Annotated in this window: 23 protein-coding genes; 13 read left to right on the top strand and 10 right to left on the bottom strand. The window is 63.9% G+C overall.

Features of this window, described 5'->3' with window-relative positions; genetic code table 11:
* Nucleotides 1–10: 10 nt before the first annotated feature.
* Genes ACWHVV_RS00750 through ACWHVV_RS00740 form a run of 3 tightly spaced genes read left to right on the top strand, consistent with a single transcriptional unit; the run spans nucleotide 11 to nucleotide 2,654 of the window.
* The gene (locus ACWHVV_RS00750; protein ID WP_447927657.1) at nucleotides 11–874 is read left to right on the top strand and encodes a heme/hemin ABC transporter substrate-binding protein; all 864 of its coding nucleotides are present in this window, start codon (nucleotides 11–13) and stop codon (nucleotides 872–874) included.
* Nucleotides 871–1,896: a FecCD family ABC transporter permease gene (locus ACWHVV_RS00745; RefSeq protein WP_447927656.1), complete on the top strand. Its 1,026-nt coding sequence runs from the start codon at nucleotides 871–873 to the stop codon at nucleotides 1,894–1,896. The genes ACWHVV_RS00750 and ACWHVV_RS00745 overlap by 4 nt, the downstream gene beginning before the upstream one ends.
* Nucleotides 1,896–2,654, top strand: a complete 759-nt coding sequence (locus tag ACWHVV_RS00740; protein WP_447927655.1) for an ATP-binding cassette domain-containing protein — start codon at nucleotides 1,896–1,898, stop codon at nucleotides 2,652–2,654. Before ACWHVV_RS00745 ends, ACWHVV_RS00740 begins: the two co-directional genes overlap by 1 nt.
* A 45-nt stretch (nucleotides 2,655–2,699) precedes the next feature.
* Here the strand turns inward: ACWHVV_RS00740 and ACWHVV_RS00735 are convergent, their stop codons facing one another.
* The 3 genes from ACWHVV_RS00735 to ACWHVV_RS00725 form a co-directional block, all read right to left on the bottom strand.
* Nucleotides 2,700–3,908, bottom strand: coding sequence for an ABC transporter substrate-binding protein (locus tag ACWHVV_RS00735; RefSeq protein WP_447927654.1), 1,209 nt, complete (start codon nucleotides 3,906–3,908; stop codon nucleotides 2,700–2,702).
* Nucleotides 3,909–4,032: 124 nt separating this feature from the next.
* Nucleotides 4,033–5,586 (bottom strand): phospholipase D family protein, encoded by a 1,554-nt coding sequence (locus ACWHVV_RS00730; protein ID WP_447927653.1) that lies wholly within the window; start codon nucleotides 5,584–5,586, stop codon nucleotides 4,033–4,035.
* The gene (locus ACWHVV_RS00725) at nucleotides 5,579–5,830 is read right to left on the bottom strand and encodes a hypothetical protein (RefSeq protein WP_447927652.1); all 252 of its coding nucleotides are present in this window, start codon (nucleotides 5,828–5,830) and stop codon (nucleotides 5,579–5,581) included. Before ACWHVV_RS00725 ends, ACWHVV_RS00730 begins: the two co-directional genes overlap by 8 nt.
* A 66-nt stretch (nucleotides 5,831–5,896) precedes the next feature.
* Between ACWHVV_RS00725 and ACWHVV_RS00720 the strand changes: the two genes are divergently transcribed.
* Nucleotides 5,897–6,700 (top strand): prolipoprotein diacylglyceryl transferase family protein, encoded by an 804-nt coding sequence (locus ACWHVV_RS00720; protein ID WP_447927651.1) that lies wholly within the window; start codon nucleotides 5,897–5,899, stop codon nucleotides 6,698–6,700.
* 106 nt (nucleotides 6,701–6,806) lie between these two features.
* Nucleotides 6,807–9,746 carry an RNA polymerase-associated protein RapA gene (gene rapA, locus ACWHVV_RS00715; RefSeq protein ID WP_447927650.1) on the top strand — a complete coding sequence of 980 codons (2,940 nt, stop codon included), beginning with the start codon at nucleotides 6,807–6,809 and terminating at the stop codon, nucleotides 9,744–9,746.
* Here the strand turns inward: rapA and ACWHVV_RS00710 are convergent.
* A complete protein-coding gene (locus ACWHVV_RS00710; RefSeq protein ID WP_447927649.1) occupies nucleotides 9,743–10,657 on the bottom strand; it encodes a TIGR01777 family oxidoreductase in 915 nt (304 codons plus the stop codon). The two genes, rapA and ACWHVV_RS00710, sit on opposite strands and share 4 nt — an antisense overlap.
* 114 nt (nucleotides 10,658–10,771) lie before the next feature.
* Between ACWHVV_RS00710 and ACWHVV_RS00705 the strand changes: the two genes are divergently transcribed.
* From ACWHVV_RS00705 to fabB, 5 genes are all read left to right on the top strand, one after another.
* On the top strand, nucleotides 10,772–11,857 hold the full coding sequence (locus tag ACWHVV_RS00705) for an NAD(P)/FAD-dependent oxidoreductase (protein WP_447927648.1): 1,086 nt from the start codon (nucleotides 10,772–10,774) through the stop codon (nucleotides 11,855–11,857).
* A 173-nt stretch (nucleotides 11,858–12,030) separates the two neighbouring features.
* A complete protein-coding gene (locus ACWHVV_RS00700) occupies nucleotides 12,031–12,951 on the top strand; it encodes a MerR family transcriptional regulator (RefSeq protein ID WP_447927647.1) in 921 nt (306 codons plus the stop codon).
* 78 nt (nucleotides 12,952–13,029) lie between these two features.
* Nucleotides 13,030–14,436 (top strand): deoxyribodipyrimidine photo-lyase, encoded by a 1,407-nt coding sequence (gene phrB, locus ACWHVV_RS00695; protein WP_447927646.1) that lies wholly within the window; start codon nucleotides 13,030–13,032, stop codon nucleotides 14,434–14,436.
* Between the two features lie 189 nt (nucleotides 14,437–14,625).
* Nucleotides 14,626–15,141 carry a 3-hydroxyacyl-[acyl-carrier-protein] dehydratase FabA gene (gene fabA, locus ACWHVV_RS00690; RefSeq protein ID WP_447527387.1) on the top strand — a complete coding sequence of 172 codons (516 nt, stop codon included), beginning with the start codon at nucleotides 14,626–14,628 and terminating at the stop codon, nucleotides 15,139–15,141.
* Between the two features lie 12 nt (nucleotides 15,142–15,153).
* Complete coding sequence (gene fabB / locus ACWHVV_RS00685; RefSeq protein WP_447927645.1) at nucleotides 15,154–16,371, top strand: beta-ketoacyl-ACP synthase I; 1,218 nt, start codon at nucleotides 15,154–15,156, stop codon at nucleotides 16,369–16,371.
* Between the two features lie 85 nt (nucleotides 16,372–16,456).
* Here the strand turns inward: fabB and ACWHVV_RS00680 are convergent, their stop codons facing one another.
* The 4 genes from ACWHVV_RS00680 to ACWHVV_RS00665 form a co-directional block, all read right to left on the bottom strand.
* Nucleotides 16,457–17,221 carry a lysophospholipid acyltransferase family protein gene (locus ACWHVV_RS00680; protein WP_447927644.1) on the bottom strand — a complete coding sequence of 255 codons (765 nt, stop codon included), beginning with the start codon at nucleotides 17,219–17,221 and terminating at the stop codon, nucleotides 16,457–16,459.
* The gene (locus ACWHVV_RS00675) at nucleotides 17,218–18,105 is read right to left on the bottom strand and encodes a sugar nucleotide-binding protein (RefSeq protein ID WP_447927643.1); all 888 of its coding nucleotides are present in this window, start codon (nucleotides 18,103–18,105) and stop codon (nucleotides 17,218–17,220) included. Before ACWHVV_RS00675 ends, ACWHVV_RS00680 begins: the two co-directional genes overlap by 4 nt.
* A gap of 57 nt (nucleotides 18,106–18,162) precedes the next feature.
* Nucleotides 18,163–18,789: a single-stranded DNA-binding protein gene (locus ACWHVV_RS00670; protein ID WP_447927642.1), complete on the bottom strand. Its 627-nt coding sequence runs from the start codon at nucleotides 18,787–18,789 to the stop codon at nucleotides 18,163–18,165.
* A gap of 156 nt (nucleotides 18,790–18,945) precedes the next feature.
* On the bottom strand, nucleotides 18,946–20,325 hold the full coding sequence (locus tag ACWHVV_RS00665; protein ID WP_447927641.1) for an MFS transporter: 1,380 nt from the start codon (nucleotides 20,323–20,325) through the stop codon (nucleotides 18,946–18,948).
* 171 nt (nucleotides 20,326–20,496) lie between these two features.
* Between ACWHVV_RS00665 and uvrA the strand changes: the two genes are divergently transcribed.
* The 3 genes from uvrA (at nucleotide 20,497) to ACWHVV_RS00650 (ending at nucleotide 24,775) form a co-directional block, all read left to right on the top strand.
* Nucleotides 20,497–23,325, top strand: a complete 2,829-nt coding sequence (uvrA, locus tag ACWHVV_RS00660) for an excinuclease ABC subunit UvrA (RefSeq protein WP_447927640.1) — start codon at nucleotides 20,497–20,499, stop codon at nucleotides 23,323–23,325.
* A 114-nt stretch (nucleotides 23,326–23,439) separates the two neighbouring features.
* Nucleotides 23,440–24,183: a Crp/Fnr family transcriptional regulator gene (locus ACWHVV_RS00655; protein WP_447927639.1), complete on the top strand. Its 744-nt coding sequence runs from the start codon at nucleotides 23,440–23,442 to the stop codon at nucleotides 24,181–24,183.
* 46 nt (nucleotides 24,184–24,229) lie between these two features.
* Complete coding sequence (locus ACWHVV_RS00650) at nucleotides 24,230–24,775, top strand: hypothetical protein (protein WP_447927638.1); 546 nt, start codon at nucleotides 24,230–24,232, stop codon at nucleotides 24,773–24,775.
* Here ACWHVV_RS00650 and ACWHVV_RS00645 read toward each other — a convergent pair.
* Both ACWHVV_RS00645 and ACWHVV_RS00640 read right to left on the bottom strand, forming a co-directional pair.
* On the bottom strand, nucleotides 24,772–25,440 hold the full coding sequence (locus ACWHVV_RS00645; RefSeq protein ID WP_447927637.1) for an OmpA/MotB family protein: 669 nt from the start codon (nucleotides 25,438–25,440) through the stop codon (nucleotides 24,772–24,774). The genes ACWHVV_RS00650 and ACWHVV_RS00645 overlap by 4 nt on opposite strands.
* Before the next feature lie 4 nt (nucleotides 25,441–25,444).
* A complete protein-coding gene (locus tag ACWHVV_RS00640) occupies nucleotides 25,445–26,260 on the bottom strand; it encodes a motility protein A (RefSeq protein WP_447527377.1) in 816 nt (271 codons plus the stop codon).
* Nucleotides 26,261–26,298: the final 38 nt, after the last annotated feature.

Raw genomic sequence — 26,298 nt, 5'->3', positions numbered from 1 at the left:
AGGTAGTGTTATGAAGAGAGTGGCCACATGGATGCTGGGTGCGTTGACGGCGCTGTTTAGCCTGACCGCCGCCGCGGATGAGCGCTGGGTAGTACTCGGGGGCGACGTTGCCGAAACCCTGGCACAGGTAGCGCCCGCCCTCGACGTGGTGGCCCGGGACGACACCGTCGTCTACCCGGCGTCGATGGCAGCCCTTCCCTCGGTGGGTTATCTGCGTAGGCTCTCCGCCGAGAGTCTGCTTTCGGTCAAACCGACCCACGTGATCGCCAACGAACATGCCGGGCCCCAACAGACGCTCGAGCAGCTCACTCAGGCCGGGGTCGAGATCATGCTGATCGACGCCCCGGACACCCTGGCCTCGATCGAAAACAAGGTGCGCGACATAGCCCGCCACACAGGCCAGGTGGAGGCCGGGCAAGCGCTTGCCGACCAAATCGATGAAGAGCTTAACCGGCTGGCCGAGCAACCCGCCCTGCCCGCTACCCGGGCGATGTTCATTTTGCACCACAGCGGCATGACACCCCGAGCGGCAGGCAACGCCACCGCCGCGCATACCGCCCTTGAAGCCATTGGCGCCGACAACGCGTTTGCCACCATGCAGGGCTATCAAAGTGTCGGGGCCGAGGCGCTGGTGCGTGAAGCACCGGATATCGTCGTCATGTCCGCCCGCGGCCTCGAAGCGCTGGGCGGCGAAGCCGCGCTTTGGCAGCTTCCCGGCATGGCGCTGACCCCGGCAGGCGAGGCCGAGCGGCTGGTGGTGATCGACGACCAGGCGCTACTTGGCTTTGGCCCGCGCACGCCGGCCCATCTGCTGGCGCTTCACCAGGCCGTTGCCGAGGCCATGAACCGCGAGGCCGCGCAAGCAGCGCCATGATCCACTCTTTACGCTCGTTTCACCGCCCGCTGCTCGAGCGCCGCGGGCGGGTGCTTTGGGGCCTTGGCCTGGCGCTTTTAGTCGCGCTTGGCTGGGCGGGGGCCTCCGGGGCGCTGGGCATTTCGCCTTGGCGGCTTTTAACCGGCCAGGCGGACGCCTTCGATACCCACGTATGGTGGCAGCTTCGCTTGCCGCGCCTTTTATTGGGCGTAGCGGTCGGGGCCATGCTCGCCGGCAGCGGCGCCGCCATGCAGGGGCTTTTTCGCAACCCTTTGGCCGACCCGACGCTTTTGGGGCTTGCCAGCGGCGCGGGGCTTTTCGTGGCGCTTTGGATCGTGCTGTTCCAGGGCAGCGGCGGCGTTAGCCTGTATGGCCAGTTTCTGGCCGGCTTTCTCGGGGCGCTCTGCGTCTGCCTGCTGGTCTTCGCGATCGCCAAACGCCAGGGCGGGGGCAGCGCCGCGGTCATGACCCTGCTGCTGGCGGGGCTTGCGATCAACACCCTGGCCGGGGCCGGCGGCGGCATTCTGGCGTTTATCGCAAGCGACGAGCAGCTTCGCCAGCTAAGCCTTTGGGGCATGGGGACGCTGACCAACGCGCTTTGGCGCACCACCGTGCTGGCCCTGGTCGTGGTGAGCATGGCCCTTTTCATGCTGCTGCGAAGCGCGCCGGCGCTGGATCTTCTTCAGCTCGGCGAAACCACCGCTCACGCCGCCGGCCTCGACGGGGCGCGCTTGAAACGCCACATTATCGTGGCTACCTCGCTCGGCGTCGGGCTCTGCGTGGCGCTAACCGGCGTGATCGGCTTTTTGGGGCTACTGGTGCCCCACTGCCTGCGCCTGGGGCTTGGCCCCAACCACCGCCTGCTGCTGCCCGCCTCGATGCTGGGCGGCGCGCTGCTGCTGGTCGTGGCCGATACGCTGGCGCGAACGCTGGCCCCGCCGGCGGAGATCCCCGTCGGGCTTTTAACGAGCCTTTTGGGCGGGCCCTACTTTCTCTTTCTGCTGCTGCGCCGAGGCCACTGATGCTCACGCTCCATCAGGCCGGGTTGACCACGACCCCGGCCCTTGCGCCGCTCACCGATACCCTCGTCCCCGGTGAACTGGTGGCCGTGGTCGGCCCGAACGGCGCGGGCAAGAGTACGCTTTTGAAGCTTTTGTCCGGGTTTCGCCTCTGCGAGCAAGGGTCGGTCACGCTGGACGGTATCGCGCTCGAGCGCTGGTCGATCACCCGGTTGGCCCGTCGACGCGCCCTGGTGGCACAACAAGAACACCCGGCGTTCGACTGGCCCGTGGCGGAGCTCGTCGCCCTGGGCAGCACCCCCTCTTCGGCGCTTTTAGCCACCCTGCTGGAGGATATGGATCTATCACCACTTGCCAGGCGCAGCGTGCTGTCGCTTTCCGGCGGCGAGCGCCAGCGGGTGATGATCGCCCGGGGCGCATGCCAACTGCTATCAAAGCCCCCCACGGACGCCTCGACCGGGGCGGTTTTACTGCTGGACGAACCCACCAGCGCGCTGGATATCGGCCATCAACAGCGGCTGATGCGCAGGCTACGTAGCTGGGCAGCGGACTATCATTTGGCGGTGGTGTGCGTGCTCCACGATCTGAAGCTGGCCACGATCTTTGCCGACCGGGTATGGCTCATGCACGAAGGAAGGCGGATCGCCTCGGGAAGCCCGCAGGACGTGCTCGACCCCGAAACGGTCGCGAGGGTGTACGAAGCGGATTTAAACGTCGAGCGCCGCCCGGGGGCGGCGCCTTCCTGGAGCCTGGCGCGCTAGTGAAAAAGCACGCCAGGCAGGTTTTTGGATACGCGGTTCAGCGGTTTACAAATCGAGCTGGCCCTTGGTGACGAAGCGGCCGTCTTCGACGGCCATTTCGACCACCACGCCGGGTACGTCGCCATTGTCATCGAACTCGTGGGAGCCGGAGGCGCCTTCGTAGTTGATCTCGGTACCGGCGGCGATCAGCTCGACCGCCTTCTCCCACTCGCCGGGCAGAATGACCTCGCCGGGTTCGCTTGCCACGCTGCGCAGTGCATCCGCCAGGCCTTCGCGCTCGGCGCTGCCGTTTTGCTCGATGGCCAGCGCCAGCAGGAAGGCGGCGTCATACGCTTGGGCTGCGAACACGGCGCTGGGGTCGAAACCGGCCTCATCAGCGGCGCTATTGAAAAGCTCGGTACCGGGCAGATCCGGGCTGCCCGGGCGGGTGGCGATCATGCCGTCGAGCACGTCGGCGCCAATGGCGTTGACCAGGCTATCGCCCACCATGCCGTCGGCGCCCACGTACTGGGTGAACATGCCGCTCTCATAAGCCTGGCGCAGCACGGTCTGGCCCGAGGTGTCAGCGTAGGCGAGCACCACCAGGGTGTCGGCGCCGCCGGCAGAGAGCGAACCAAGCTCCGAGCGGTAGTCGGCGCGGTTGTCTTCGTGGGCCAGGCTTTCGGCGATTTCGCCGCCGCCGTCTTCGAAGGCCGTGGTGAAGGCATCCGCCAGCCCCTGGCCGTAGTCGTTGTTCACGAAGGTGACGGCCACGTAGTCGAGGCCCTTGTCCAAAAGCAGCTTGGCGAGCATTTCGCCCTGGAAGGCGTCCGAGGGCACGGTGCGAAACACCAGGCCATTGTCGTCGAGCTCGGTGACCGCCGGGGCGGTCGAGGCCGGGGAGACCATCACCACACCCCCGGGAATGGCGGCGTTGTTGGCCGCGGCGATGGTGGCGCCGGTACACAGCGCGCCGACGATAGCGGTGACGTTTTCGGAGTTCACCATACGGTCGGCGGCGTTGGAGGCCGCCGAGGCGTCAGAACAGGTGGTATCGCCGGACGGCATGGAAAGGGTTTCACCGCCCAGGATGCCGCCCTGCTCGTTGACCTGGGCCACGGCCAGCTTTGCGCCTTCGAAGATGGGCGGTGTCAGACTTTCGATGCCGCCGGTAAAGCCCCCCAGAAAGCCAATTTTGACCTCGGCCTGGGCCGTGGCGGTCAGGGCCAAAGAAGACGCCGCGATAGCGGCCACGAGTGTGCGTTTATTGATCATATTATTCGTCGCTCCCGGTGTGTGAGACGCCCCGGCTTACGCCAGCGCTTCTCTTAATCTGAAACCGAAGCCGGGAAAACACAAGTGGCTTTATCCAACGCTCCTTAACGCAGCCGGGGCCGACTTATAGCAAAGGGGCCAGGTTGAAGGTCTGGCTAAACCAGGCGTTCAGGTGGCGCCAGTGGCTGCCGGGCTCTTCGTCTACGCGGCGCATCTCGCTTTCGTGCTCGTACTCCCAGCCCGGCGCGCCCTGGTCGTCGAGGGTGACGCGGTAGCTAATGGCGGGCTCGCGGCCGACGTCGATCAGCTCTTCGAAGGCGGTCAAAAGCGCCTCGCTCTGCGCCAAAACGCCTACCTCGGTATTCCAAAGCACCGAACGCGGGTCGACGTTGAACGAGCCGATAAACACCTGGTCGTCAAAACGCAGCGCCTTGATATGCAGCGCCGAGGCCGAGGCGCCGGGCACGCGCATGTCCTCGACCTCCTCGTCGGCGCTGGTCTCTTGCTCCGGGCGCAGCTCGTATAGGCGAATGCCGCTTTCCAGCAGGGCCGGCCGCCAGGGCGTATAGGCGCCGTGGACCACCGCCGCATCGGTGGACTCCAGGGAATTGGTGATGATATCGACCTCCACGCCCTCGCCGGCCAGCGCCACGAGCCGCTCGACGCTCGCCTCGGTGGGAACGAAGTAGGCCGACACCAGCACCAGCCGTTCGCGGGCCTGGGTGTGCTGTAAAAGCTCGCCCAAAAGCGTTTGGCGCCAGGGCGGCGCGCCGTCGTGCTCGACTTTGGCCGGCGCATCCCACATCGCCCGCCCCACGCCCCAGTAGAGGGTCTGCCAGGGCGGCGATTCGCCTGGCAGGGCGCGCAGGTCGGCGATGTAGTCGGCATCGGCGTTTTCATCCAGCCAGGCCTTGAGCTGCTGGGCCAGCGCCTGCCAGGCGCCCTCCTTTGCCGAGTGGTAGCGCGCGATCGGCTGGGTGAGTGCGTAGTTCCAGTAATCGTCGAAACTTTGCGAGAGTGCCGGTACGACCTGGCCGATGGTGACCAGGTCCAGATCGGCAAAGTTGAGCGCATCGTTGGCATCGAAATACTCGTCGCCCAGGTTGCGCCCGCCCGCGATCGCCACGCTGTTATCGGCGATCCAGAGCTTGTTGTGCATGCGCCGGTGCTGTTGGGTCGGGTTGGTGAACGAGGCCAGCACCCGGGTGGCCAGGTGGCCGCGGCCAAACGCCACCGGGTTGAACACGCGCACCTCGATATTGGGATGGCTCGAAAGCGCCGAGAGCCGGTCGCCTTGGCCAATCGCCCCCATATCATCGAGGATCAAACGCACGCGGACACCGCGCTCGGCGGCGGCCAGCAGCTCATCCATCACCAGTCGCGTCGTCTGGCCATCGCCGAACAGATAGGTCTGTATATCGAGCGAGCGCTCGGCCTGGTGGATGAGTTCCACGCGCACTTCAAACGCCTCCTGGCCGTTGGCAAGCAGCGAAAAGCCGTCCGGCTCGCCCTGGCCCGCCAGGGCCTCGGCGGCTTGCTCGCCAAGCCAGGTCCCACGCGCCTGGTCCAGCGCCAAGGCGGTGCGCGTCTCCCGCGGTACGTCGCTATCGACACAGCCGGCAAGCGCGACCAGGGCCACGAAAAAAAGCGCGGCGAGCCCCCGCCGAGGGCTATTCATCGTCGAATCCGGCCTCACTCAGCTGCGCCCGGCGCGCATCCGCCTGTTTACGCTGACGATTACCTCGGTAGAGCCTGGCCAGCGCAATCGACAAAGCCGCGGCCAGCATCACGCCCAGCACCACGCCCTGCCAGGGGCGGGCGGCGTTTCCCATCACGGTTTCCAAACCAATGATCAGGGTAAGGCCCAGCGCCTGGGACCCAATCGCCAGCGCGCGAAGCACATCAACGCGGGACTGGTACATAGACATCTCCGTAAAAACCAACGTGCATGATATGGTGGACCAGTGTAACTGCTTAACGAGAAAACGATGAACGCGATTGCCCTTGGACCGCTACTAATTTCGCTGCCGCGGCTTTACGCGCTGGGCTGCGCGCTGGCGCTGCTGCTGGCCAGCCGCTTTTTGCTGTCACTGCCGGCCCGCGATAAAAGCCGCTGGTTCAACGGCCTGGTGCTTGCCTGGCTGGTGGGCGCGCGCCTGAGCTACGTGGCGCTCAACTTTTCGAGCTTCGCCGGCGAGCCGCTGGAAGCCCTCAAGGTCTGGCAGCCAGGCTATCATCCGCTGGGCGGCTTCATGGCCGGGCTTTTGTGGTGCGGCTGGTATCTGCGCGACAATCTCAAGGCAATGGCCAAGACCATGATTTTGTTCGCCCTGGCCTCGGCCATCTGGCTGGTGGTGATAATGGTATCCGCCCCGCAAGGTAGCTTCGCCGTCGCTGAACTGCCCGAGGTGACTCTCGAGGATATCGACGGCAACCCGCGCTACCTGCCCGACCTTATTGATAGCGGCGACCGAATCATCGTCAACCTCTGGGCGACCTGGTGCCCGCCGTGCCTGCGTGAAATGCCGCTTTTGCAACAAGCCGATGCGCGGGAAGGGATCAGCGTGGTGATCGTCAACCAGGGCGAAGACCTGCTGCCCGTGGTGCGCTACCTCGACGAGCAGGACCTGACGTTTCGCCATGCGCTGCGCGACCCGAGCCAGACGCTGATGGCGCGCTTTGAAGCCCCAGGACTTCCGACCACCTTACTGTTCGACTCGAACGGGCGCACCGAGGATATCCACGTCGGCGAACTGACCCGCGCCCAGCTCGAGCAGTGGCTGGATAATTAAACGACGCACCGCTTAATCCTTCCCGGCCTTTGCGTTAGAATCCCTCGCCCTGTCGCCGCCTGCCCGCCAGGCGGCACGCCCCGTTTTATGAACTTCTTGAGGCACCATGAGCGATTTTACACCCGGCCAGCGCTTTATTAGCGACGGAGAAGCCGAGCTTGGGCTAGGCACCGTACTAAACTGCGACGCCCGCAGCGTTACCATTTTGTTCAGTGCCAGTCAGGAAACCCGCACCTACAACACCCGCCAGGCCCCCTTGACCCGCGTGGTGTTCGGCAGCGGCGACAGCGTGATCGCCGCCGACGGCTGGCAGATCACGGTGGATGAAAGCACCCTCCACCAGGGTCTGATCACCTACCACGGCCTGGACAAGGACGGTACGCCCCAGTCGCTTCCCGAGACCAAGCTTGCCGACACCATGCAGTTCAACCAGGCCCGGGATCGTCTGCTGACCGGCCAGGTGGACCGCAACGACTGGTTCGATCTGCGCTTTCGCACGCTGCACCACTACCAGCGTATCGAGCAGCACGAGGCCCTGGGCTTTAGCGGCCCGCGCATCGACTTGATCCCTCACCAGCTGTTTATTGCCGATGAAGTGGCGCGGCGTCACGCCCCGCGCGTCATGCTCGCCGACGAAGTAGGCCTGGGGAAAACCATCGAGGCCGGGCTGATTCTGCACCGCCTGTTGATGAACGGCCGGGTGGCGCGCGCGCTGATCCTGGTGCCCGACAGCCTCACCCACCAGTGGCTGGTCGAACTGCTGCGCCGCTTCTCGTTAAACGTTTCGCTGCTCGACGAGGGCCAAAGCCTGGCCCACGGCGACGAAAACCCCTTCGATAGCGCTCAGCTGATTCTGGCAAGCCAGGGGTGGCTGTTCGCCAACCGCGAGCGCCAGACCCAGGCATTGGCGAGCCAGTTCGACCTGCTCATCGTCGACGAGGCCCACCACCTGGAGTGGCACGCCGACGGTGAAAGCGGCCCGGGCTACCAGTGCGTCGAGCAGCTCGCCGGTCAAATCGCCGGACTGTTGCTGCTGACCGCCACGCCGGAGCAGATGGGGCTGGAAAGCCACTTCGCCCGCCTGCGCCTTTTGGACCCGGAGCGCTACCAGGAGATCGAGCGCTTCAAGGAGGAAGAGGGCCACTACGCTGAGGTGGCAGGCGCCATCGAAGCCCTCGACAACCTGCCCGAAAGCCGCGAACAGGTGGCCCGCGTGGCAAGCGACCCGGACAGCCAGGCGCTGCTGGCAACCCTTTGTGAAGCGGGCGCAAGCGATGAAGCGAAGGCGAGCGCCAAAGCGCAGTTGACCAATGCCCTGCTCGACCGCCACGGCACCGGCCGGGTGATGTTTCGCAACAGCCGCCGCCACGTGGGGGGCTTCCCCGAGCGCCGCCTGCACCAGAGCACGCTGGAGCTGCCCTCGGCGTATCGGCGTACGCTGCGCCGCATCGAGCGCGACGAAGACTACTTCGACGAGCTACTGATCGAAACCGGCATGGATCATCCGGACGTGGTGATCTACCCGGACGCCACGTACCGCGCGCTCTCCGAGGACCCGCTGAACAGCGAACCCTGGTGGCAGATCGACCCGCGGGTGAACTGGCTGCTGGAAAAGCTCGCCGATACCGACGAAGAAGGCCTGGCCGGCGACAAGGTACTGGTGATCGCCCACCACCGGGAAACCGCAGAAGGCCTTTCCGAGGCGCTGCGCGTGCTGGGCGGCTACCAGGCGCCGGTGTTCCACGAAGACCTTTCGTTGATCGAGCGCGACCGCGCCGCGGCGGCGTTTGCCGACGAAGAGGAAGGCTGCCAGGTGCTGGTCTGTTCGGAGATCGGCTCGGAAGGGCGCAATTTCCAGTTCTGCCGGCATCTCGTCATGTTCGACATGCCCCAGCATCCGGACCAGCTGGAGCAGCGTATCGGCCGCCTCGACCGGATCGGCCAGCAGCACGCCATCGAGCTGCACGTGCCGACCTTTAGCACCTCGCCCGGTGAGCGGCTGGTACGCTGGTACCACGAGGGCATGAGCGCCTTTAGCGCGCCCCACGGGGTGGGCAGCGAGCTCTTCGACGCCTTTGGCGACGCCCTGGCGGATGCGCTACTCGACGACGAGGCGCTGACGGAGATCATCGGCGAGACCCGCACGCTGTTTAACGAGAAACTGGCCGAGCGCGAAGCCGGGCGCAACCGGCTGCTGGAGCTCAACGCCTGCCGCCCCGCCCGGGCCGAGCAAGTCATCGAAGCGGTGCGCGAGCTGGATGACGACACCGCCCTGCCCCGCTACGTCGAGCGGGCGCTGGACGTGTTCGGCGTCGACAGTCAGGAAATCGGCAAGGGCCTGCTCTACTTGAAACCCGGCTCGCACATGATCGACGGCCTGCCGGGGCTGGTGAAGGGCGAAGAGGGCTTTTCGGCCACCTACCGGCGGGACCTGGCGCTGGCCCGGGACGACGTGCATCGCCTCTCCTGGGAGCACCCGTTGGTGCGCGAGATGATGGGCCGGGTGCTGGATGGCACCATGGGCAACACGGCGCTGGCGCTTCTGCGCCACCCGGCGATTCCCAGCGGTCGGCTGATGGCGGAGCTGGTGTTCTGCACCCACTGCCCGGCGCCCAGGTCGCTGCACCTGAACCGCTTTTTACCCCCCACGGCGGTGCGCGTGCTGATGGACGAGTCCGGCGCCAACCTGACTGCCAGCATCTCGTTTACCGGCCTTTCCAAAAACGTTCAGAAAGTGAACAAGTCGATGGCGCGGGATTTGATCAAAAGCCGCCACGACGAACTGCGCGCGCTGGTCACTCAAGGGGAAAGCGAAGCCGAGAAGTCGCTGCCGGCGCTTTTGGAGACGGCGCGGGAGCGCATGCGCGAACAGCTCGACGGCGAGCTGAACCGCTTGAGCGCGCTGGCCAGCAATAATCCGGCGGTGCGCGATGAGGAACTCGAGGCTATCAAGGCTGAGCGTCAGGCGCTGGAAGAGGCGATCGACGCCACCCGCCTGCGCCTGGACGCCGTGCGAGTGGTGATCACCGTCGACCCTAACGCCTAACGCGTTTTGGCCAGGATATCGTCCAGGGCTTTATCGAGGGTCGGGTAGCCGAAATTGAACCCGGCCTCGTGCAGACGCTCGGGGCGCATATCCGCGCCGGTCAACAGTAGCCGCGACATCTCCCCCAGCCCCGCTTTCAAGACGAAAGCGGGTACCGGGAACATCGCCGGACGATGGAGGTGGCGCGCCAGGGTCTTGGTAAAGGCTTCGTTGGTCACCGGGTGCGGCGCGCCACCATTGAACGGGCCTTCGAGGCCGGGCTTGTTGATCAGGTAGATGATCGCCTCGACCAGATCCTCGCGGTGCACCCAGGGCATGAACTGCTGGCCGTCGCCAAAGCGCCCGCCCAGGCCCATTTTAAAGGGGGGAAGCATCTTGGCCAGGGTACCGCCGCCGGCTTCCAGCACCAGCCCGATGCGTACGATGGCCAGACGCACGCCGAGCGCCTTGACCGGTTCGGCGGCGGCTTCCCACTGCACGCAAAGCCGGTGGGCAAACTCTTCGTGGGGCGGGGTTTGCTCATCCACTTTCTTCTGGCCCTGGTCGCCGTAATAGCCCATGGCCGAGCCGCTGACCATGACCGCGGGCAGGGGTTTACCCGCCTTCTCCAGTGCCTTGCAGAACTCGACCAGCGCCGTGGTGGTCTCGACCCGGGAGCTAATCAGGCGCTTTTTCTGGGTATCGCTCCAGCGCTTACCGGCAATGGATTCGCCGGCCAGGTTCACGATCGCTTCCGGCGGCGTATCGATGAACGCCATGGCGCTTTCGCCGGTCGTGCATTCCCGCGGCAGTACGCGAGCCGCCTTGGAGGGTGAGCGCGATACCACATCGACCTGATGACCGCCGCCGATCAGCTTTTCACAAAGCCGCTTGCCGACAAAGCCGGTACCGCCGGTAACAAGAATCCGCATCGAGAACCTCCTCTACGTTGTAAACGTGGCGTGGCACCGCGCTATAATTACACAAATGCTATACGATAGTGCTACGATAAGTATATTAACTTTAACGTATTCTCGCGAGGATTTATGCCTGAAAACCCTCTTGCGGGCTCACGCCCCGAGAGTGTCGCCGTTATCGGTGCCGGTATCGCCGGACTTGCCTGTGCCCAGGCACTGGCGGAGCAGGGTATTGGCGCCACCCTGTTCGATAAGGCCCGCGGCCCCGGCGGGCGCATGGCCAGCACACGCCGCCCCACCGCCACCCTCGACCTGGGCGCGCAAAGCTTCACCGTGCGCGACCCGCGCTTTTCACGGCTCATCAATAACCTCGTCGAAAACGGCGCCGTTGCCCCGTGGCCGGCCGCCCACTACCGCGTGGATGAAAGCGGCTGGCAGGCGCTCGTCGATGATCAGCCGCGTTATATCGGCGCGCCACGCATGAGCGCGATGACCCGCGAGCTTCACCACCGGCTGGCGGCGTTCGCTCACGTTCACACCCACTTCGAGACGCGCATTACCGCGCTGGAGAAGGGCCCGGGCGCCACCGCTGGCTGGCAGCTACGCGATCATGATGACAACCTGTTGGGTCCCTTCGACACGGTGGTCATCACCGCCCCTCCTCCCCAGGCTGCGGCGCTGCTCGGCGAGTGGGATGCAGCGCTTACCAGCGCTTGCCAGGCGCGCCCCCAGCGCGGCTGCTGGGCGGGTTACGTGGTGTTCGAAACCACGCTGCCCGCCCTGGAAGGCATCGATGACTGGGACAGCCTTCACGCCCGCCACCCGGTGCTACGCCTGGCCTCGCGTCATCACACCAGGCCCGGTCGAGAAAGCCAGCCCGAAAGCCTTAGCCTGCTCGCCCAGCTCGACTGGAGCGATGACAACCTCGAGCTTTCACCCAGGCAAGCCGCCTGCGCGCTATACGCCGCGTTTCGCTCGCTGCTGCCCCAGGACATGACGCTGCCGCCGATTCGGGAGCTTTGCGCGCACCGCTGGCGCTACGCTCAGGCAGCAGCGCCCTCGAACGTTTCATACTTATACAGCCGCCAGGGTCTTGCCCTGTGCGGCGAAAGCTTTCGTGGCAGCCGCGTCGAGGATGCCTGGCTGTCCGGATTTGAGCTTGCAAACGCTTTGTTAGCGCTACCAAACAGTTACCCAAATCAAACGACTGTGTAAGAAAAAGATCGCCAAGGTTGTACCCGGCGCCAAAAAGTTGTACAAATTAAGCTACCTAAAAAGGCTTTAGAGTTTCACCAGACGGCCAACAGACGCTATTGCGCTGTGCGCCGCCGCCATTTACGAAAGATCCCTGTGGCAAGCGCGGCAGGCAACCAAGAGGCAAGGCGCCCATGAACACCAAGGCGACCCATCCACCCGATACCCCGCTCTACCCCATTCGGGAGGTTTCCCGGTTAACGGGTGTCAACTCGGTCACCCTGCGCGCCTGGGAGCGTCGTTACGGTCTTATCTGCCCTCAGCGCACGCCCAAGGGTCATCGCCTGTATGCCCAGGACGACATCATCCGCATCGAGCGGATTTTGCAGTGGCTCAACCGCGGCGTACCGGTCAGCCAGGTGGCGGATCTGCTCGATCAGCCGGAAACCGTCGAAGCGCCGGTTCCGGACGCGGGCGACTGGGCCAGTCAGCGCCAGCAGCTTTTGGCGACCATCGAAGCGATCGACTTGCCCAAGCTCGAGTCGCTCTACCAGCAGAGCCTGGCGCTTTACCCTTTGAGCACGGCGGTCAACGAGCTGTGGCAGCCGGCGATCTCCACCCTCGAAGCCAAGTGGGCGATCGAGCCCGACGACCTGGTGCGCCGCTCGCTGGAAGCCTTCTTGAGAAGCCAGGTGGGTATTCGCCTGCACTACGCCAATCAGGCGACCCGCGGCCCGCTGATTTTGCTCAACGCCATGCCTGACGATCCGGGCCCGCTCTGGGTGCTGTTGACCGCGCTGATGGCAAGCGAGCAGGGCTACCGCGTACAGCTGCTCGACCATTCTCTGGCGCTGGCCGACCTGCCCCAGGCGGTGTCGCGACTGCACTGCTCCATGGTGCTGCTGACCAGCGGCCAGCGCGAAAGCGACGACTTCATCCGCCGGGCGCTGCCCGAAGCCGCCACCGCGCTCAATGTGCCCCTGGGCGTCTGCGGGGAGGTCGCCCGCCAGCGCGACGCCGACCTGCGCGACAGCGATGTCCACGTACTCGGTGATGATCTACCCCAGGCCATTGCCCGGCTGCGCCCGCTGCTGCGCGAATCCGGCATCCTCTAACAGCTCACGTTTCACACCGTCATCCATAGCGTCGAGGGGTTGCTACCTTGGCGCTTTTGATACGCCAGGGAGGGCGTCATGGCGCTTCAGCTTGTCTGGTTTCGTACCGACCTTCGCACCTTCGATCACGCCGCTTTGGCCGCCGCCGCCGAGAAAGGCCCCGTGGTCGCGGTGTTTCTACGCAGCGTCGAGCAGTGGCAATCCCATGGCCACGGCGCCAACAAGATCGATTTCTGGCACCGCACGGTTCGGGCGCTGAAGGCGTCGCTCAACGAGCTCAACATCCCCCTTCTGCACCGGGATATCGGCCATTATGGGGCCGCCGCCGACACGCTTTTGGAGATCGCCCGCGAGCACGATATAAAGCAGCTGCACTTCAACTATCAATACCCGGTCAACGAGTACCAGCGCGACGAAAACGTGCTCCAAGCGTTCAAGGACGCAGGCATTGCCGCTCACGGCTATCACGACGCCGTGGCCTTCGCGCCGGGCACGCTTTTGACCGGCAAGCACGAGTACTACAGCGTATTCACGCCCTTCGCCAAGGCCTGGCACAAGAACCTCAAGGATTCGCAGCTTCACGTTCTCGACGCGCCCCCCAAGCAGCAGGCGCTCTCTATCGGCAATAGCGCCATCCCGGCGCTGCCCGAACTTGCCCAAGCGCCGGTCAATCAAGACGCCTGGCCCGCCGGGGAAGACGCCGCCGGCGACCGTTTGGCCCACTTTCTGCAAAAGCGCGCCAAACGCTACAACGACCAGCGCGACTTCCCCGCCGTAGCGGGCACCAGCGAACTTTCCCCTTATCTCGCGCTAGGCGTGCTGTCGTACCGCCAGTGTATGCAGGCGGTGATGAGCCACAACGGCGGCCACCTAAGCGACGGCGACAAGGGCCTGACGACCTGGGTCAACGAGCTGGTGTGGCGCGAGTTTTATCAGCACGTGGTGGTGGGCTTTCCCTACGTTGCCCGCCGTGAGCCGTTCCAGCAGCACACCAAAAAGCTTGAGTGGCGCAGTGACGACGACGGCTTCCAGGCGTGGTGTGAAGGGCGCACCGGCTACCCGCTGGTGGACGCCGCCATGCGCCAACTGGTGACGACCGGCTGGATGCACAACCGGCTGCGTATGGTCACCGCCATGTTTTTGAGCAAGCACCTGCTGATCGATTGGCGCTGCGGTGAGGACTTTTTCCTCACCCACCTGATCGACGGCGAATTCTGCTCCAACAACGGCGGCTGGCAGTGGGCGGCGTCCACCGGCACCGACGCCGCGCCCTACTTTCGTATCTTCAACCCCACCACCCAGTCGGAGCGCTTCGACCCCGAGGGCGACTTCATCGCCCACTGGCTGCCAGCGCTTGCCGAACTGCCCGCCAAGGCGCGCCATGCCCCGCCCCGCGACATGCTGACGAAACTCGATTATCCCGAACCCATCGTCGACCATAAGGCAGCCCGTCAACGAGCGCTCGAGGCATTCAAGGCGCTTTGAAAGCGCTTAAAAAAGCGCCGCTTGAGGTGAGCCAAATCAACGATAGATCGACGATGGCGTGCATTCAGCGGTTTCCGGAAGTAGACTAGGCGTGGCCTTGCCAGCCGTTTGTCGTACTTGACCCAAGCGTTAGCCGGGGGTCGAACGCCACAGGCGGCCAACGTCCACCTTGATATTCGGAACGATTCAGTGACCAAGCAACACTCCTTTGATCGCGAAGAACTGCTGGCCTGCTCCCGCGGCGAGCTTTTCGGCCCCGGTAACGCCCAGCTTCCGGCGCCCAACATGCTGATGCTGGACCGCATCACGCACATCCACGAAGAAGGCGGTGAGCATGGCAAGGGCGAACTGATCGCCGAGCTCGATATCACGCCGGATTTGTGGTTTTTCGACTGCCACTTCCCGGGCGACCCGGTGATGCCGGGCTGTCTGGGGCTGGACGCCATGTGGCAGTTGGTGGGCTTTCACCTGGGCTGGCTTGGCCACCCCGGGCGCGGGCGCGCTTTGGGCTGCGGCGAAGTGAAATTCAGCGGCCAAATCCTGCCCGATGCCAAAACGGTCACCTACCGCATCAATATCAAGCGGGTCATCACGCGCCGGCTGATTCTCGGCATTGCCGATGGCACGGTGGCCGTCGACGGACGCGACATCTATCAGGCTAATGACTTACGCGTTGGCCTATTTACCTCCACTGCGAATTTTTAACAGGAGGCTTCCATGCGACGAGTGGTAGTCACCGGCCTTGGCATCGTATCTTGCCTGGGCAATGACCAGCACCAGGTCCTGGACGCGCTGAAAAACGGGCGTAGCGGCATTCGCTTTAAAGAGGAGTATGCCGAGCGCGGTTTTAGAAGCCACGTGGCCGGCAGTATCCATATCGACCTCGAAGCACTGGTCGATCGTAAGCTTCTGCGCTTCATGGGCGATGCGGCGGCCTACGCCTACGTCTCTATGGCCCAGGCCATCGAGGATGCGGGGCTAACCCCGGCGCAGGTGTCCAACGAGCGTACCGGCCTGATCGCCGGCTCCGGCGGCGCCTCCAGCGCCAACCAGGTCGAAGCCGCCGATGTCCTGCGCGAAAAAGGCCTGCGCCGTGTGGGCCCCTACCGGGTGACCCGGACCATGGGCAGCACCGTCTCGGCCTGCCTGGCGACGCCCTTTCAAATCAAGGGCGTGAACTACTCGATCTCCTCGGCCTGTGCGACCTCGGCACACTGCATCGGCAGCGCCATGGAGCAGATCCAGCTGGGTAAGCAGGACGTGGTCTTCGCCGGCGGCGGTGAAGAGGAGCACTGGACGCTTTCGTGTCTGTTCGACGCGATGGGCGCGCTCTCGACCCACTACAACGATTCGCCGGAAACCGCCTCGCGGCCTTATGACCAGACCCGCGACGGCTTCGTCATCGCCGGCGGCGGCGGTATGGTCGTGCTCGAAGAGCTCGAGCACGCCAAGGCCCGCGGCGCGAAAATCTACGGCGAAGTCGTGGGTTACGGCGCGACCTCCGATGGCCACGACATGGTCGCCCCCTCCGGCGAGGGTGCCACGCGCTGCATGCGTCAGGCCATGGCGACCGTGGAGGGCGATATCGACTACATCAACACCCACGGCACCTCGACGCCGGTGGGCGATGTCGCGGAGCTGAAAGCGATCCGCGAAGTGTTCGGCGATACCACCCCGGCGATGAGCTCGACCAAGTCGCTGACCGGGCACTCCCTGGGCGCCACCGGCGTGCAGGAAGCGATCTACTCGCTGTTGATGATGCAGCACGGCTTCGTGGCCGCCTCGGCCAACGTCAGCCAGCTCGACGAGCAGGCCGACGGCTTCGACATCGTGACGAGCCGCCGCGACGACGTCGCCATAGAGCGGGCGCTCTCCAATAGCTTCGGCTTTGGCGGCACCAACGCCTGCCTGGTCTTCCAGCGCTACGCTGACTAGACAGGCTACGACAGGCAATCACAAAAACGGCGCCCAAGGGCGCCGTTTTTGTCTGTATAAAGCGTTACTTACCTAGCAGCGTTACTTACCTGGCCGGGGGCGCGGAGCTCATGACCACCGGCTCGTCCCCTCGGGGCACGTCGGAAATCTCGACGAGCGTGGCTTCGATCCAGCGCTCGACCTCGGCCAGTACTTCATCCGGCGTGCGCCCCTCGGTCGGGATCGGCGCGCCGATGCGCACCCGCAATACGCCGGGCTGCTTGACCCAATGGCGCCCGGGCCAACGCTCGCCGGCGTTGTGCGCCACCGGCAGCACCGGTACGCCAGCGCGGCACGCAATGACCGTACCGCTTTTGTTGTAGCGCTTGCGGCTTCCCGGGTCGACCCGGGTGCCTTCGGGAAAGATCAGCACCGAAAGCCCGGTTTGCAGCCGCGCCACGCCCTGGGTCAGCACTTGCTTCATCGCCCGGGCGGGCCGGGAGCGATCGAGGCCGATCGGGCGCAGAAGGCGAAGTCCCCAGCCAAAAATCGGAATGCGCAGAAGCTCCTGCTTGAGCACGGTGCAAACCGGCGGCTTCATCACCTGCAAAAAAACCGTCTCCCACTCGCACTGGTGGTTGGCCTGAATCACGCAGGGCCCGTCGGGGATTTGCTCGCGGCCTTGAATGTCGTAGCGCACGTTGCAGGCCAGCCGGAACCAGAAAATCAAAAAGTAGTTATACAGATTCAACAACCGGTAGCGCCCGGCCAGCGGCAGAAAAGGCGCCAGCGGCAGAAACAGTACGCCGCACAGCAGCATGGCCGAAAAATAGCCCAGGTAGAACACCAGGCTGCGCAGGGCATTGATCAAGCCGACTCTCCTTGTTCCGGGCGGTTCTGGTCGCGGGTCAAACACCATGCGTCCAGCATACGCCCTACTTCCAGACGCCAGGGCTTTTGATGAACGCCAAACACGTCCAGCACGCGGCGGCAGTTGAGCACCCGTCGAAGCTTGGCATCGTGGTGATGGTTCAGCGCCTCGACCGCGCCCAGCGCAACCGTTTCGCCGCGCCCTTCCAGGTGGGTCGCCAACTGCGTGCGCACCGTGGAGATAAACGTAAAGGTGCTGACCGGCTCGATCCCCGCCAGGTGATAGGCGCCCCAGGCATCGGCGCCGCACTTCTGCTGGGCGAGCATGCCGATCAGCGCCATGGCGGCCGCATCCGCCGAGGTCGGACAGCAAATCACATCCTCGGCGGCGCGCACGCTCTGACCCGCCACCAGGCGCTCGATGATATCGCTCAGCCAGGCATCGCCCCCGTCGAGCGCGAACAGCGGCCCCAGACGCACGATCAAATGACGATGATACTCGCCGCGAATCCGATCCCCGGTGGCCACCAGCCGGCGCAGGCTCTCATCCCGCGGGGCGGGCACCACGTGCTCGTCGATGGGAATCTCGAAGCCTTCTTCGTAGAGCTGGTCCGACACGCACCATACGAGCGCGATATCGTTGGCCTTGCACGCCTCCATGCAGGCCTCGACCGCATCGGCGTGGGCCTTCACATCCGCGGGGGGCATGACCTGAGGGTGCGCCAGGGGCGGAATGATCACCGCGTGCGGCGCAATGGCTTCGAGCTCGGCCGCGTCGATGCGCATTTCCTGCTCGATGACCAGCTCGGTGTCTGCACGGCGGCTGGCCTCCCGGGCCAGCGCCAGGCTCAAACAGTGCCCGGCATCCAGTATCAAAAGCTTCAAGGCCGACGACCTCCTGTCTCGCGATGCCGGTTCACACACCCCCGGCGAAAAGCGTGATTAAAACGGAATTTCGTCGTCGAAATCGTCGAAATCGCCCGGGTCCGGGGCGCCGTAACGGCTGTTTTGGTCGTTATTGGGCGCGCCCTGGCCACCCTGGTTGGGCGGGTTGTTCTGGCCATTACCGTACTGGTTGCCCGGGGCCTGGTTGTTCTGCGGCGGCGGGTTGTTTTGATAACCGGCATTTTGCGCCGGGGCGTTCTGGGGCGCGTTATTTTGCGGAGCGCCGTTTTGCGGGGCGTTGTTTTGATAACTCTGCGGCGCGCCGCCACCGCCCTGGAAGTCGCCGCCACGGCTATCCAGCATCTGCATGTCGTTGGCGACCACTTCGGTGCTGAAGCGGTCCTGGCCGTTCTGGTCCTGCCATTTACGCGTCTGCAGGCGGCCTTCGATGTACACCTTGGAGCCCTTTTTCAGGTACTGCTGGGCGATCTCGGCGGTCTTGTTGAACAGCACGATACGGTGCCACTCGGTGCGCTCCTGGCGCTGGCCGCTCTGGCGGTCGGTCCAGGTGTCCGAGGTGGCCAGGTTCAGGTTCGCCACCGCCGTACCCGAAGGGGTAAAACGGACTTCCGGGTCCTGACCCAGGTTGCCGATCAGGATGACTTTGTTAATACCGCGCGCCATAGCTCGCTCCTTTTAAATAAGATCCGTTCAAATAGAGGCCGTTCTCAAATAAGGGCCGCTCAATCGTACTGTCGAATCGGTCAGGGTTGTGTCGCCGCCAGCGGTTAGGGTATCACCGATTGCGCCGACACGAATTCACTGTTTGTAGCAGCCGGATCAGGGGTTGTCCGGCGGAATCAGCTTCTCCAATGCGCTCCGGTCGAGCGCATTGCGGTTCACTTTCAAATACAACAAACGCTCTTCGGGCACCACCATCACGTCTTCCACACCGACCACTTCCGCCAGGCGCTGCATCAAAAGATCCAGCGTGTCCGGATGCGTGTCGTCGAGGGCGACGATTTCGCTCGAAAGCGGCGGCGGTGTCGGCAGCCCCCACATGACCAGCCACCAGCCAAGGCCGAGCAGCGCACAGCCAACGAACACCGCGTCCAGCCCCCAGGCGCTCGACAACACCCCGCCCAGGGTGCCGCCCAAAAAAGCGCCCAAAAACTGGCTGGTGGAGTACACGCCCATGGCGGTGCCCTTGGCACCCGCCGGGGCCAGCTTGCTCAACATCGAGGGCAGCGTGGCCTCCAACAGGTTGAAGCCGGTAAAGAAGACGAACAGCCCGACGAAAAGCCCCTTGCCGTGAGACGCCGGCAAGGCAAGCGCAGCCAGGCTCAGCGCGATGGCCGTGATCGCAAGCAGACACACCGTTTTGATGCGCTGGCGCTTCTCCGCCAGGATCATCAGCGGCACCATGGCCACGAAAGACAGCGCCATGATCGAAAGATACACCACCCCGTGGTACTCCATGGCCACCCCGGCACCGATCAGCCGAAAGGGTACCGCCACGAAAATCGCCATCAAAATCAGGTGCAGCGAGAAGATCGAGGCGTTCAAACGCCACAGGTCCGCCCGCGCCGCCACGCTTTTGAACTGCGCCCGGTCCATGCCCACATCCTTGTGGCGCACCCGGCGCGGGGCCGGCGGCACCCAGCGCCACAAAACGAATAGCCCGACGAAAGTGAGCAGCGCAGTGACCCAGAAAATGCCCGAAAGCCCCGCCCAGCCGGCAAGCCAGGGGCCGAGCACCATGGCGACGGCGAAAGAGACGCCAATGGAAAGCCCGATGGTGGCCATGGCGGCGGTACGTACCTGCTCGCGGGTTTGATCGGCCAGCAGCGCCATGATCGCGGCGGCCACCGCGCCGGCGCCCTGCAGCGCGCGACCGGCAATGATCCCACCGATGGAGTCGGCCATGGCCGCCACGACGCTGCCCAGGGCAAATATCAAAAGCCCCAGGGCGATGATACGCTTGCGCCCGAAGCGGTCCGAGAGCAAACCGAAAGGAATCTGCAGCGTGGCCTGGGTCAGCCCGTAAACGCCCAGCGCGACACCGATCAATAGCGGCGTGGCGCCGCTTAGCGTGTCGGCGTAGAGCGCAAGCACGGGCAGCACCATGAAAAGTCCCAGCATACGGGACGCATAAAGCCCCGCCAGCCCACTGATTGCGCGGCGCTCAGAGGCCAGCAGCAGTGTGGAAAGGTTGCGCATAGTGCCCTTTTAAACGGTCGGAGGCGGGTGAAAGCCCAGAAAAGCCGTCCATTCTAGCGCTTTGTCCAGGCGCTGGAAACGCTCGCCTTGCGACAAAGCGTCTCTGCCGCTTTGCCGTAATGGGACCGGCAAACGTATAATCACGCTTTTGCCACGCGATTCGAGGTGTTGATGGACAGCATTCTGGTCAGAGGTGCACGCACTCACAACCTCAAGCAGATCGATGTGGAGCTGCCGCGCAATAAGCTGATTGTGATTACAGGCCTTTCGGGGTCGGGCAAATCGTCGCTGGCGTTCGACACGCTGTACGCCGAAGGCCAGCGTCGCTACGTGGAGTCGCTCTCTACCTACGCGCGTCAGTTTCTTTCCATGATGGAAAAGCCCGATGTGGATCATATCGAAGGGCTTTCGCCGGCGATCTCCATCGAGCAGAAATCGACCTCCCACAACCCTCGCTCGACGGTCGGCACGATTACCGAGATCTACGATTACCTGCGCCTGCTGTTCGCCCGCGCCGGTACGCCGCGCTGCCCGGAACACGGCGAAGACTTGGAAGCCCAGACCATCTCGCAGATGGTCGACCAGGCCATGAATCTGGAGGAAGGCACCCGGCTGATGCTGCTCGCCCCGGTGGTCAAGGGCCGCAAGGGCGAGCACCTGCAGCTTCTGGCCGAGCTTCGCGCCCAGGGCTTCGTGCGCGTGTTGATCGACGGCCAGGTGCTGGAGCTTGACGACATAGCGCCACTCGACAAACGCAAGAAGCACGACATCAGCGTCGTGGTGGACCGCTTCAAGGTGCGCGACGATATCGCCCAGCGGCTGGCGGAGTCCTTTGAGACGGCGCTGAATTTGGCCGACGGCACGGCAATGATCCATTTCATGGATAGCGAGCGTGAGGACATGGCGTTCTCCTCGCGCTTTGCGTGCCCGGTGTGCGGCTACTCGCTCGCCGAGCTCGAGCCGCGGATGTTCTCGTTCAACAACCCCGCCGGCGCCTGCCCCACCTGCGACGGCCTGGGGATCCAGCAGTACTTCGACCCGGAAAAACTGATCAGCCACGACGAGCTGTCCCTGGCCGAAGGGGTGATCAAGGGCTGGGACCGTCGCAACATCTACTACTTCACCCAGCTCCAGGCGCTGGCCAAGCACTATGATTTCGAGCTCGAAACGCCTTGGAACGCGCTCTCGAAGCGCCAGCGCGACGTGATTTTAAACGGTAGCGGCAACGAGTCCGTGCCGTTTAGCTACGTCAGCGACCGCGGCCGCAAGGTGACTCGCGAACACGCCTTCGAGGGCGTGCTGCCCAACATGCAGCGCCGCTACCGCGAAACCGAGTCCAACATGGTGCGCGACGACCTGGCCAAGTACATCGCCATGAAGCCCTGTACCTCGTGCAACGGTACGCGCCTGCGCCGCGAGTCACGCCACGTCTTCGTCGATGATCACAATATCGCCGACATCGTGCGCACGCCGATCGGCGAGGCCTGGGATTATTTTGCCAACCTGGCGCTGCCCGGGCGCAAGGGCGAAATCGCCGAGAAGATCGTCAACGAGATCCACTCGCGGCTCGAGTTTTTGGTCAACGTCGGCCTCGATTACCTGAATCTCGAGCGCAGCGCCGACACGCTTTCCGGCGGTGAAGCCCAGCGGATTCGCCTGGCGAGCCAAATCGGCGCGGGGCTTGTCGGCGTGATGTACATTCTCGATGAACCCTCCATCGGCCTTCATCAGCGCGACAACGACCGGCTGCTGAAAACCCTCGAGCGGCTGCGCGATTTAGGCAACACGGTGATCGTGGTCGAGCACGACGAGGATGCCATTCGCGCCGCCGATCACGTGCTGGACATCGGCCCCGGCGCCGGGGTCCACGGCGGCGAAATCGTCGCCCAGGGCACGCCGCAAGACGTCATGGACAACAAGGACTCGCTGACCGGCCAGTACCTGTGCGGCACCCGCGAAATCGCGATACCGCCCTACCGCATTCCCGGCAACCCGGAAAAGCAGCTGGTGCTACGCGGGGCAACCGGCAACAACCTGCAAAACGTGACGCTGACACTGCCGCTGGGGCTTTTCATCGCCATTACCGGGGTGTCCGGATCGGGCAAGTCGACGTTGATCAACGGCACGCTGATGCCGATCGCCGCCCGGGATTTGAACCGCGCCTCGACGCTGACCCCAGCGCCCTATGCAGCCATCGAAGGGCTCGATCAGCTCGACAAGGTCATCGATATCGACCAGAGCCCGATCGGGCGCACGCCGCGCTCCAACCCGGCTACCTACACCGGGATCTTTACGCCGATTCGCGAATTGTTCGCCGGCACCCAGGAGGCGCGCTCGCGGGGCTACAAGCCCGGCCGATTCAGCTTCAACGTCAAGGGCGGGCGCTGCGAGGCGTGCCAGGGCGAGGGCATGATCAAGGTAGAAATGCACTTTCTGCCGGATATCTACGTACCCTGCGACGTGTGCAAGGGGAAGCGCTACAATCGCGAAACCCTGGATATTCACTACAAGGGCAAGAACATTCACGACGTGCTGGAGATGACCGTCGAAGAAGGGCTCGAGTTTTTCAGCCCCGTACCGGCCATTGCGCGGCGCCTGCAGACGCTTTTGGACGTCGGCCTCTCCTATATTCGCCTGGGGCAAAGCGCGACCACGCTCTCCGGCGGCGAGGCCCAGCGGGTCAAGCTCGCCCGCGAGCTTGCCAAGCGCGACACCGGCCAGACGCTCTATATTCTCGATGAGCCCACCACCGGGCTACACTTCGAGGATATTCGCCAGCTTCTGACGGTGCTTCATCGCCTGCGCGACCACGGCAATACCATCGTGGTCATCGAGCACAACCTGGATGTGATCAAAACCGCGGACTGGGTCGTCGATCTCGGCCCGGAAGGCGGCTCCGGCGGCGGGCGCATCATTGGCGAAGGCACGCCGGAACAGCTTGTGAAGAAAAAAGGCTCCCATACCGGCGAGTTTTTGGGACCGCTTTTAAAAAAGAAATAGTCAGAGTACTACTCGCACGTCAAAGGCCGGCGTTAAGCTGGCCTTTGAGGGTCGGTTAAACCCATGGCCACCAGCTAGTCGAGCGTATGCTACTCAAAAGAGGAGAAACCGATCATGGGGCAGGAAAAAAGCTGTATTGTCCGCCATTTCAATCACTTCTATTCGCTGTCAGAAGAGGAAGAGAAGCTGCTCGACTCGCTGGAAGAGAGCCCGGTCGATCAAAAGGCGGGCTCGCTTCTATGGGAAATGAAAGACCCGGCGAACGAATTCTGCACGCTGCGTAGCGGCTGGGCGTACTCCTATCGCCACCTGGAAAACGGCGACCGGCATATTTTGGAAGTGTTCCTGCCCGGCGATATCATCGGCCTGCGCGAGTTCGCCTTCTCGAAGCGCCTGGAAAACGTGCGCTTTATCACCGACAGCGTGGTGTGCCGCTTTCCCCACAAGCGGATGATCGATCTTTTCAATGATTCGCTGCCACTGACCTCGGTGATGTTCGCCATCAGCAGCCGCCAGCAAGCGCTTTTGACCGAGCGGCTGGTCAATTTGGCACGGCGCACTGCGCGCCAGAAAATGGCTCACTTTCTACATGAAATGTACGTTCGCCTGAGCCAGACCAACACAGGTCTTACCGGCCAGTTCCGTCTGCCGCTCTCCCAGGAGCAGTTGGCCGACGTACTCGGCCTTAGCCCGGTGCACGTCAGCCGAACCTTCACGGCGCTCAGCGAGGATGGCCTGGTGTATCGTGACCGTCACCACGTCAATATTCCCGACATGGCGGCGCTGGCCGCGGAAGGCGAGTTCGACGATTGCTACTTAAACGACAGCGTAAGGCCCCTGCTCGGCCAGTCCGATTGATCCGGCTACGCCTTTTTAACCTGCTCAACGGTTGGCCTTTTACATCATGACCACTCGCTTACTTGCTTCTTTCGCGCTGGGCGCGGCCGGGCTTTCGTTTTTTAGTGCGGCGCTGGCCGAGCGCTACCCGGTGAGCCAGGACGCCGCTTTTGACGCCTGGCAAGCCGTGACCCTCGAGGCCCAGGACAAGCGCCATTTCCGCGCCGTCGAGACGCAAAGCTACTCGGACGCCACGCTGAGCGTGAACGCCACCGAAGGCATCTGCCACCTGCCCTGGCTCGAGATGCGCGTCACCCTGGAACAGACGCAAACCGAAAGCCGCGCGGTGAACCTGGTACCGGCCCGGCTGCGCGTCGACCAGGCGCCGCTGATCGACACCATGGCGGAGTTTATCGTCGAGGAGGGGGATGACGGCTTCTATAGCCACTTCTACCTGGGCGAGCTCGATGCGCTGCTCGGTCAGATGAGCGACGGCGAGCAGCTTTATATCGGTTTCGAGCAGGGCGACGAACCGTCCTGGACCATGACGTTCAGTTTGGCGGGCGCCGGCGAGGCGATTCGCGAGACGCAGCGCCGCTGCGCCAGCGCCTAACGCGAGGCCGGCGCCTGGCCGTTCGGCGGCCGGCGCAGCACGAACTCGACGCGCCGGTTGGCGGCGCGCCCGCTTACGGAGTCGTTCGCCTCGAGCGGGCGCGTATCGGCGTAGCCAACGGCGCGCAGGCGTTCCCGCGCCACGCCTTCCTCTTCCAGGTGGCGCACCACGGCAATTGCCCGCCCCGTCGAAAGCTCCCAGTTGGAGGCAAACGAGGCGGTGGCGATCGGCACGTTGTCTGTGTGCCCTTCCACTGATATCTCTCCATCGAAGGTGTCGATGACCTCGCCAAGGCTTTCCAGCACCTCTTCGCCTTGAGCGGTCAGCCGCGCCGCGCCGCTATCGAACAGCAGGCTATCGTCGATGCGCAGGGTAATGCCTTCGCGGCCCTCGGATACGCTCACGCCTTGAATATCGAGGCCGTCCATCGCCGGGCTCAGCCCACTGTGGAGCGGTTGAAGTCCCGAAGAGAGCGGCTGAATACCCGAGGTCGTGGGTGTGCCGGCGGCTTCGTCGCCGGTGCCCGCCGGGGTGAGCGCCAACAGCAGCACGAACAGCGTGATCAACAACGTCAACACGTCCAGGTAGCTGGTCAGCCACCCATCTTCACTGTCGCCATCCCCGGTGAATGGCGATTCCAGTGCGTGGCGGGCTTCGCGGTTCATCGCCCTACCCCTTGGCAGGCGCGTCGTTCTCGGCGCGCGGCTTCACGTTGGCATCACGAATCTCGTCGTTGTAGTTGGCCACGAAGGAGTTCAACGTCTCTTCGATGAACGACGGCAAGCGGCGCTTGGTGATCAGCGAGATGCCCTCGAGCACCATGTTCATGGTGATCAAGCGCTCCTCGGTGCGCCGCTCGAGTTTCACCGCCACCGGTTTGAAGACCAGGTTGGCAAGCAAGATACCGTAGAAGGTCGTGAGCAGCGCCACCGCCATGCGTGGGCCGATCACCTCCAGGTCACCGGCGTCCATGACCTCCAGCATGTTAACCAGCCCCACGAGGGTGCCGATCATGCCGAAGGCCGGGGCGTAGGTCGCCATGGTGCGAAAGATTTGCGCCTCGGCGTGCTCGCGCGCCTTGAGCCGGGCGATACGCCAGCGCAGCATGTCGAAGATTTCATCTTCCTTGGTGTTGGCGATCACCAGCTGAATGCCGGTGCGCAGAAAAGGGTTGCGCGTGTGTTCGAGCTCGCGCTCCACCGCCCGCACGTCGCCCTTGAACCAGAGCCGCGACATGGACACCAGCTCGTTGATATCGTCGCGCACGTAGGTGTTCTCGCGGCGAAATACCAGCCCCACCAGGCGTACCACCCGCAGTACCTCCTTGAGCGGGTAGCTAATGAAGGTCGCCGCCAGGGTGCCGGTCACCACGATGGCAAGCCCGGGCAAGTTGAGAAAGCTCTCCGGGGATTCCGCGGTGAAAAACAGCACGCTAACCAGTAGCAAAATACTGGCAAATATACCGATCAAGGTAGAGGGGTTCATCGACGGCTCCTCGCCGGTTGGGTTTAACGGTTAAAATG

The sequence above is a fragment of the Vreelandella sp. EE27 genome (assembly GCF_968206495.1).
The sequence above is the reverse complement of the archived record's forward strand: the minus strand, read 5'-3'. Positions and strand labels throughout refer to the sequence as shown.

Excerpts from the sequence above, each read along its gene's own strand:
- ACWHVV_RS00640 (WP_447527377.1), bottom strand. The coding sequence starts at position 26,260 with ATGAACCCCTCTACCTTGATCGGTATATTTGCCAGTATTTTGCTACTG.
- ACWHVV_RS00725 (WP_447927652.1), bottom strand. The coding sequence starts at position 5,830 with ATGTACCAGTCCCGCGTTGATGTGCTTCGCGCGCTGGCGATTGGGTCC.
- ACWHVV_RS00670 (WP_447927642.1), bottom strand. The coding sequence starts at position 18,789 with ATGGCGCGCGGTATTAACAAAGTCATCCTGATCGGCAACCTGGGTCAG.
- ACWHVV_RS00665 (WP_447927641.1), bottom strand. The coding sequence starts at position 20,325 with ATGCGCAACCTTTCCACACTGCTGCTGGCCTCTGAGCGCCGCGCAATC.
- ACWHVV_RS00740 (WP_447927655.1), top strand. The coding sequence starts at position 1,896 with ATGCTCACGCTCCATCAGGCCGGGTTGACCACGACCCCGGCCCTTGCG.
- ACWHVV_RS00745 (WP_447927656.1), top strand. The coding sequence starts at position 871 with ATGATCCACTCTTTACGCTCGTTTCACCGCCCGCTGCTCGAGCGCCGC.
- ACWHVV_RS00650 (WP_447927638.1), top strand. The coding sequence starts at position 24,230 with ATGACCACTCGCTTACTTGCTTCTTTCGCGCTGGGCGCGGCCGGGCTT.
- ACWHVV_RS00750 (WP_447927657.1), top strand. The coding sequence starts at position 11 with ATGAAGAGAGTGGCCACATGGATGCTGGGTGCGTTGACGGCGCTGTTT.
- phrB (WP_447927646.1), top strand. The coding sequence starts at position 13,030 with ATGGCGCTTCAGCTTGTCTGGTTTCGTACCGACCTTCGCACCTTCGAT.
- ACWHVV_RS00710 (WP_447927649.1), bottom strand. The coding sequence starts at position 10,657 with ATGCGGATTCTTGTTACCGGCGGTACCGGCTTTGTCGGCAAGCGGCTT.
- ACWHVV_RS00705 (WP_447927648.1), top strand. The coding sequence starts at position 10,772 with ATGCCTGAAAACCCTCTTGCGGGCTCACGCCCCGAGAGTGTCGCCGTT.
- ACWHVV_RS00720 (WP_447927651.1), top strand. The coding sequence starts at position 5,897 with ATGAACGCGATTGCCCTTGGACCGCTACTAATTTCGCTGCCGCGGCTT.
- ACWHVV_RS00735 (WP_447927654.1), bottom strand. The coding sequence starts at position 3,908 with ATGATCAATAAACGCACACTCGTGGCCGCTATCGCGGCGTCTTCTTTG.
- fabB (WP_447927645.1), top strand. The coding sequence starts at position 15,154 with ATGCGACGAGTGGTAGTCACCGGCCTTGGCATCGTATCTTGCCTGGGC.
- uvrA (WP_447927640.1), top strand. The coding sequence starts at position 20,497 with ATGGACAGCATTCTGGTCAGAGGTGCACGCACTCACAACCTCAAGCAG.
- ACWHVV_RS00645 (WP_447927637.1), bottom strand. The coding sequence starts at position 25,440 with ATGAACCGCGAAGCCCGCCACGCACTGGAATCGCCATTCACCGGGGAT.
- ACWHVV_RS00730 (WP_447927653.1), bottom strand. The coding sequence starts at position 5,586 with ATGAATAGCCCTCGGCGGGGGCTCGCCGCGCTTTTTTTCGTGGCCCTG.
- ACWHVV_RS00700 (WP_447927647.1), top strand. The coding sequence starts at position 12,031 with ATGAACACCAAGGCGACCCATCCACCCGATACCCCGCTCTACCCCATT.
- rapA (WP_447927650.1), top strand. The coding sequence starts at position 6,807 with ATGAGCGATTTTACACCCGGCCAGCGCTTTATTAGCGACGGAGAAGCC.
- ACWHVV_RS00655 (WP_447927639.1), top strand. The coding sequence starts at position 23,440 with ATGGGGCAGGAAAAAAGCTGTATTGTCCGCCATTTCAATCACTTCTAT.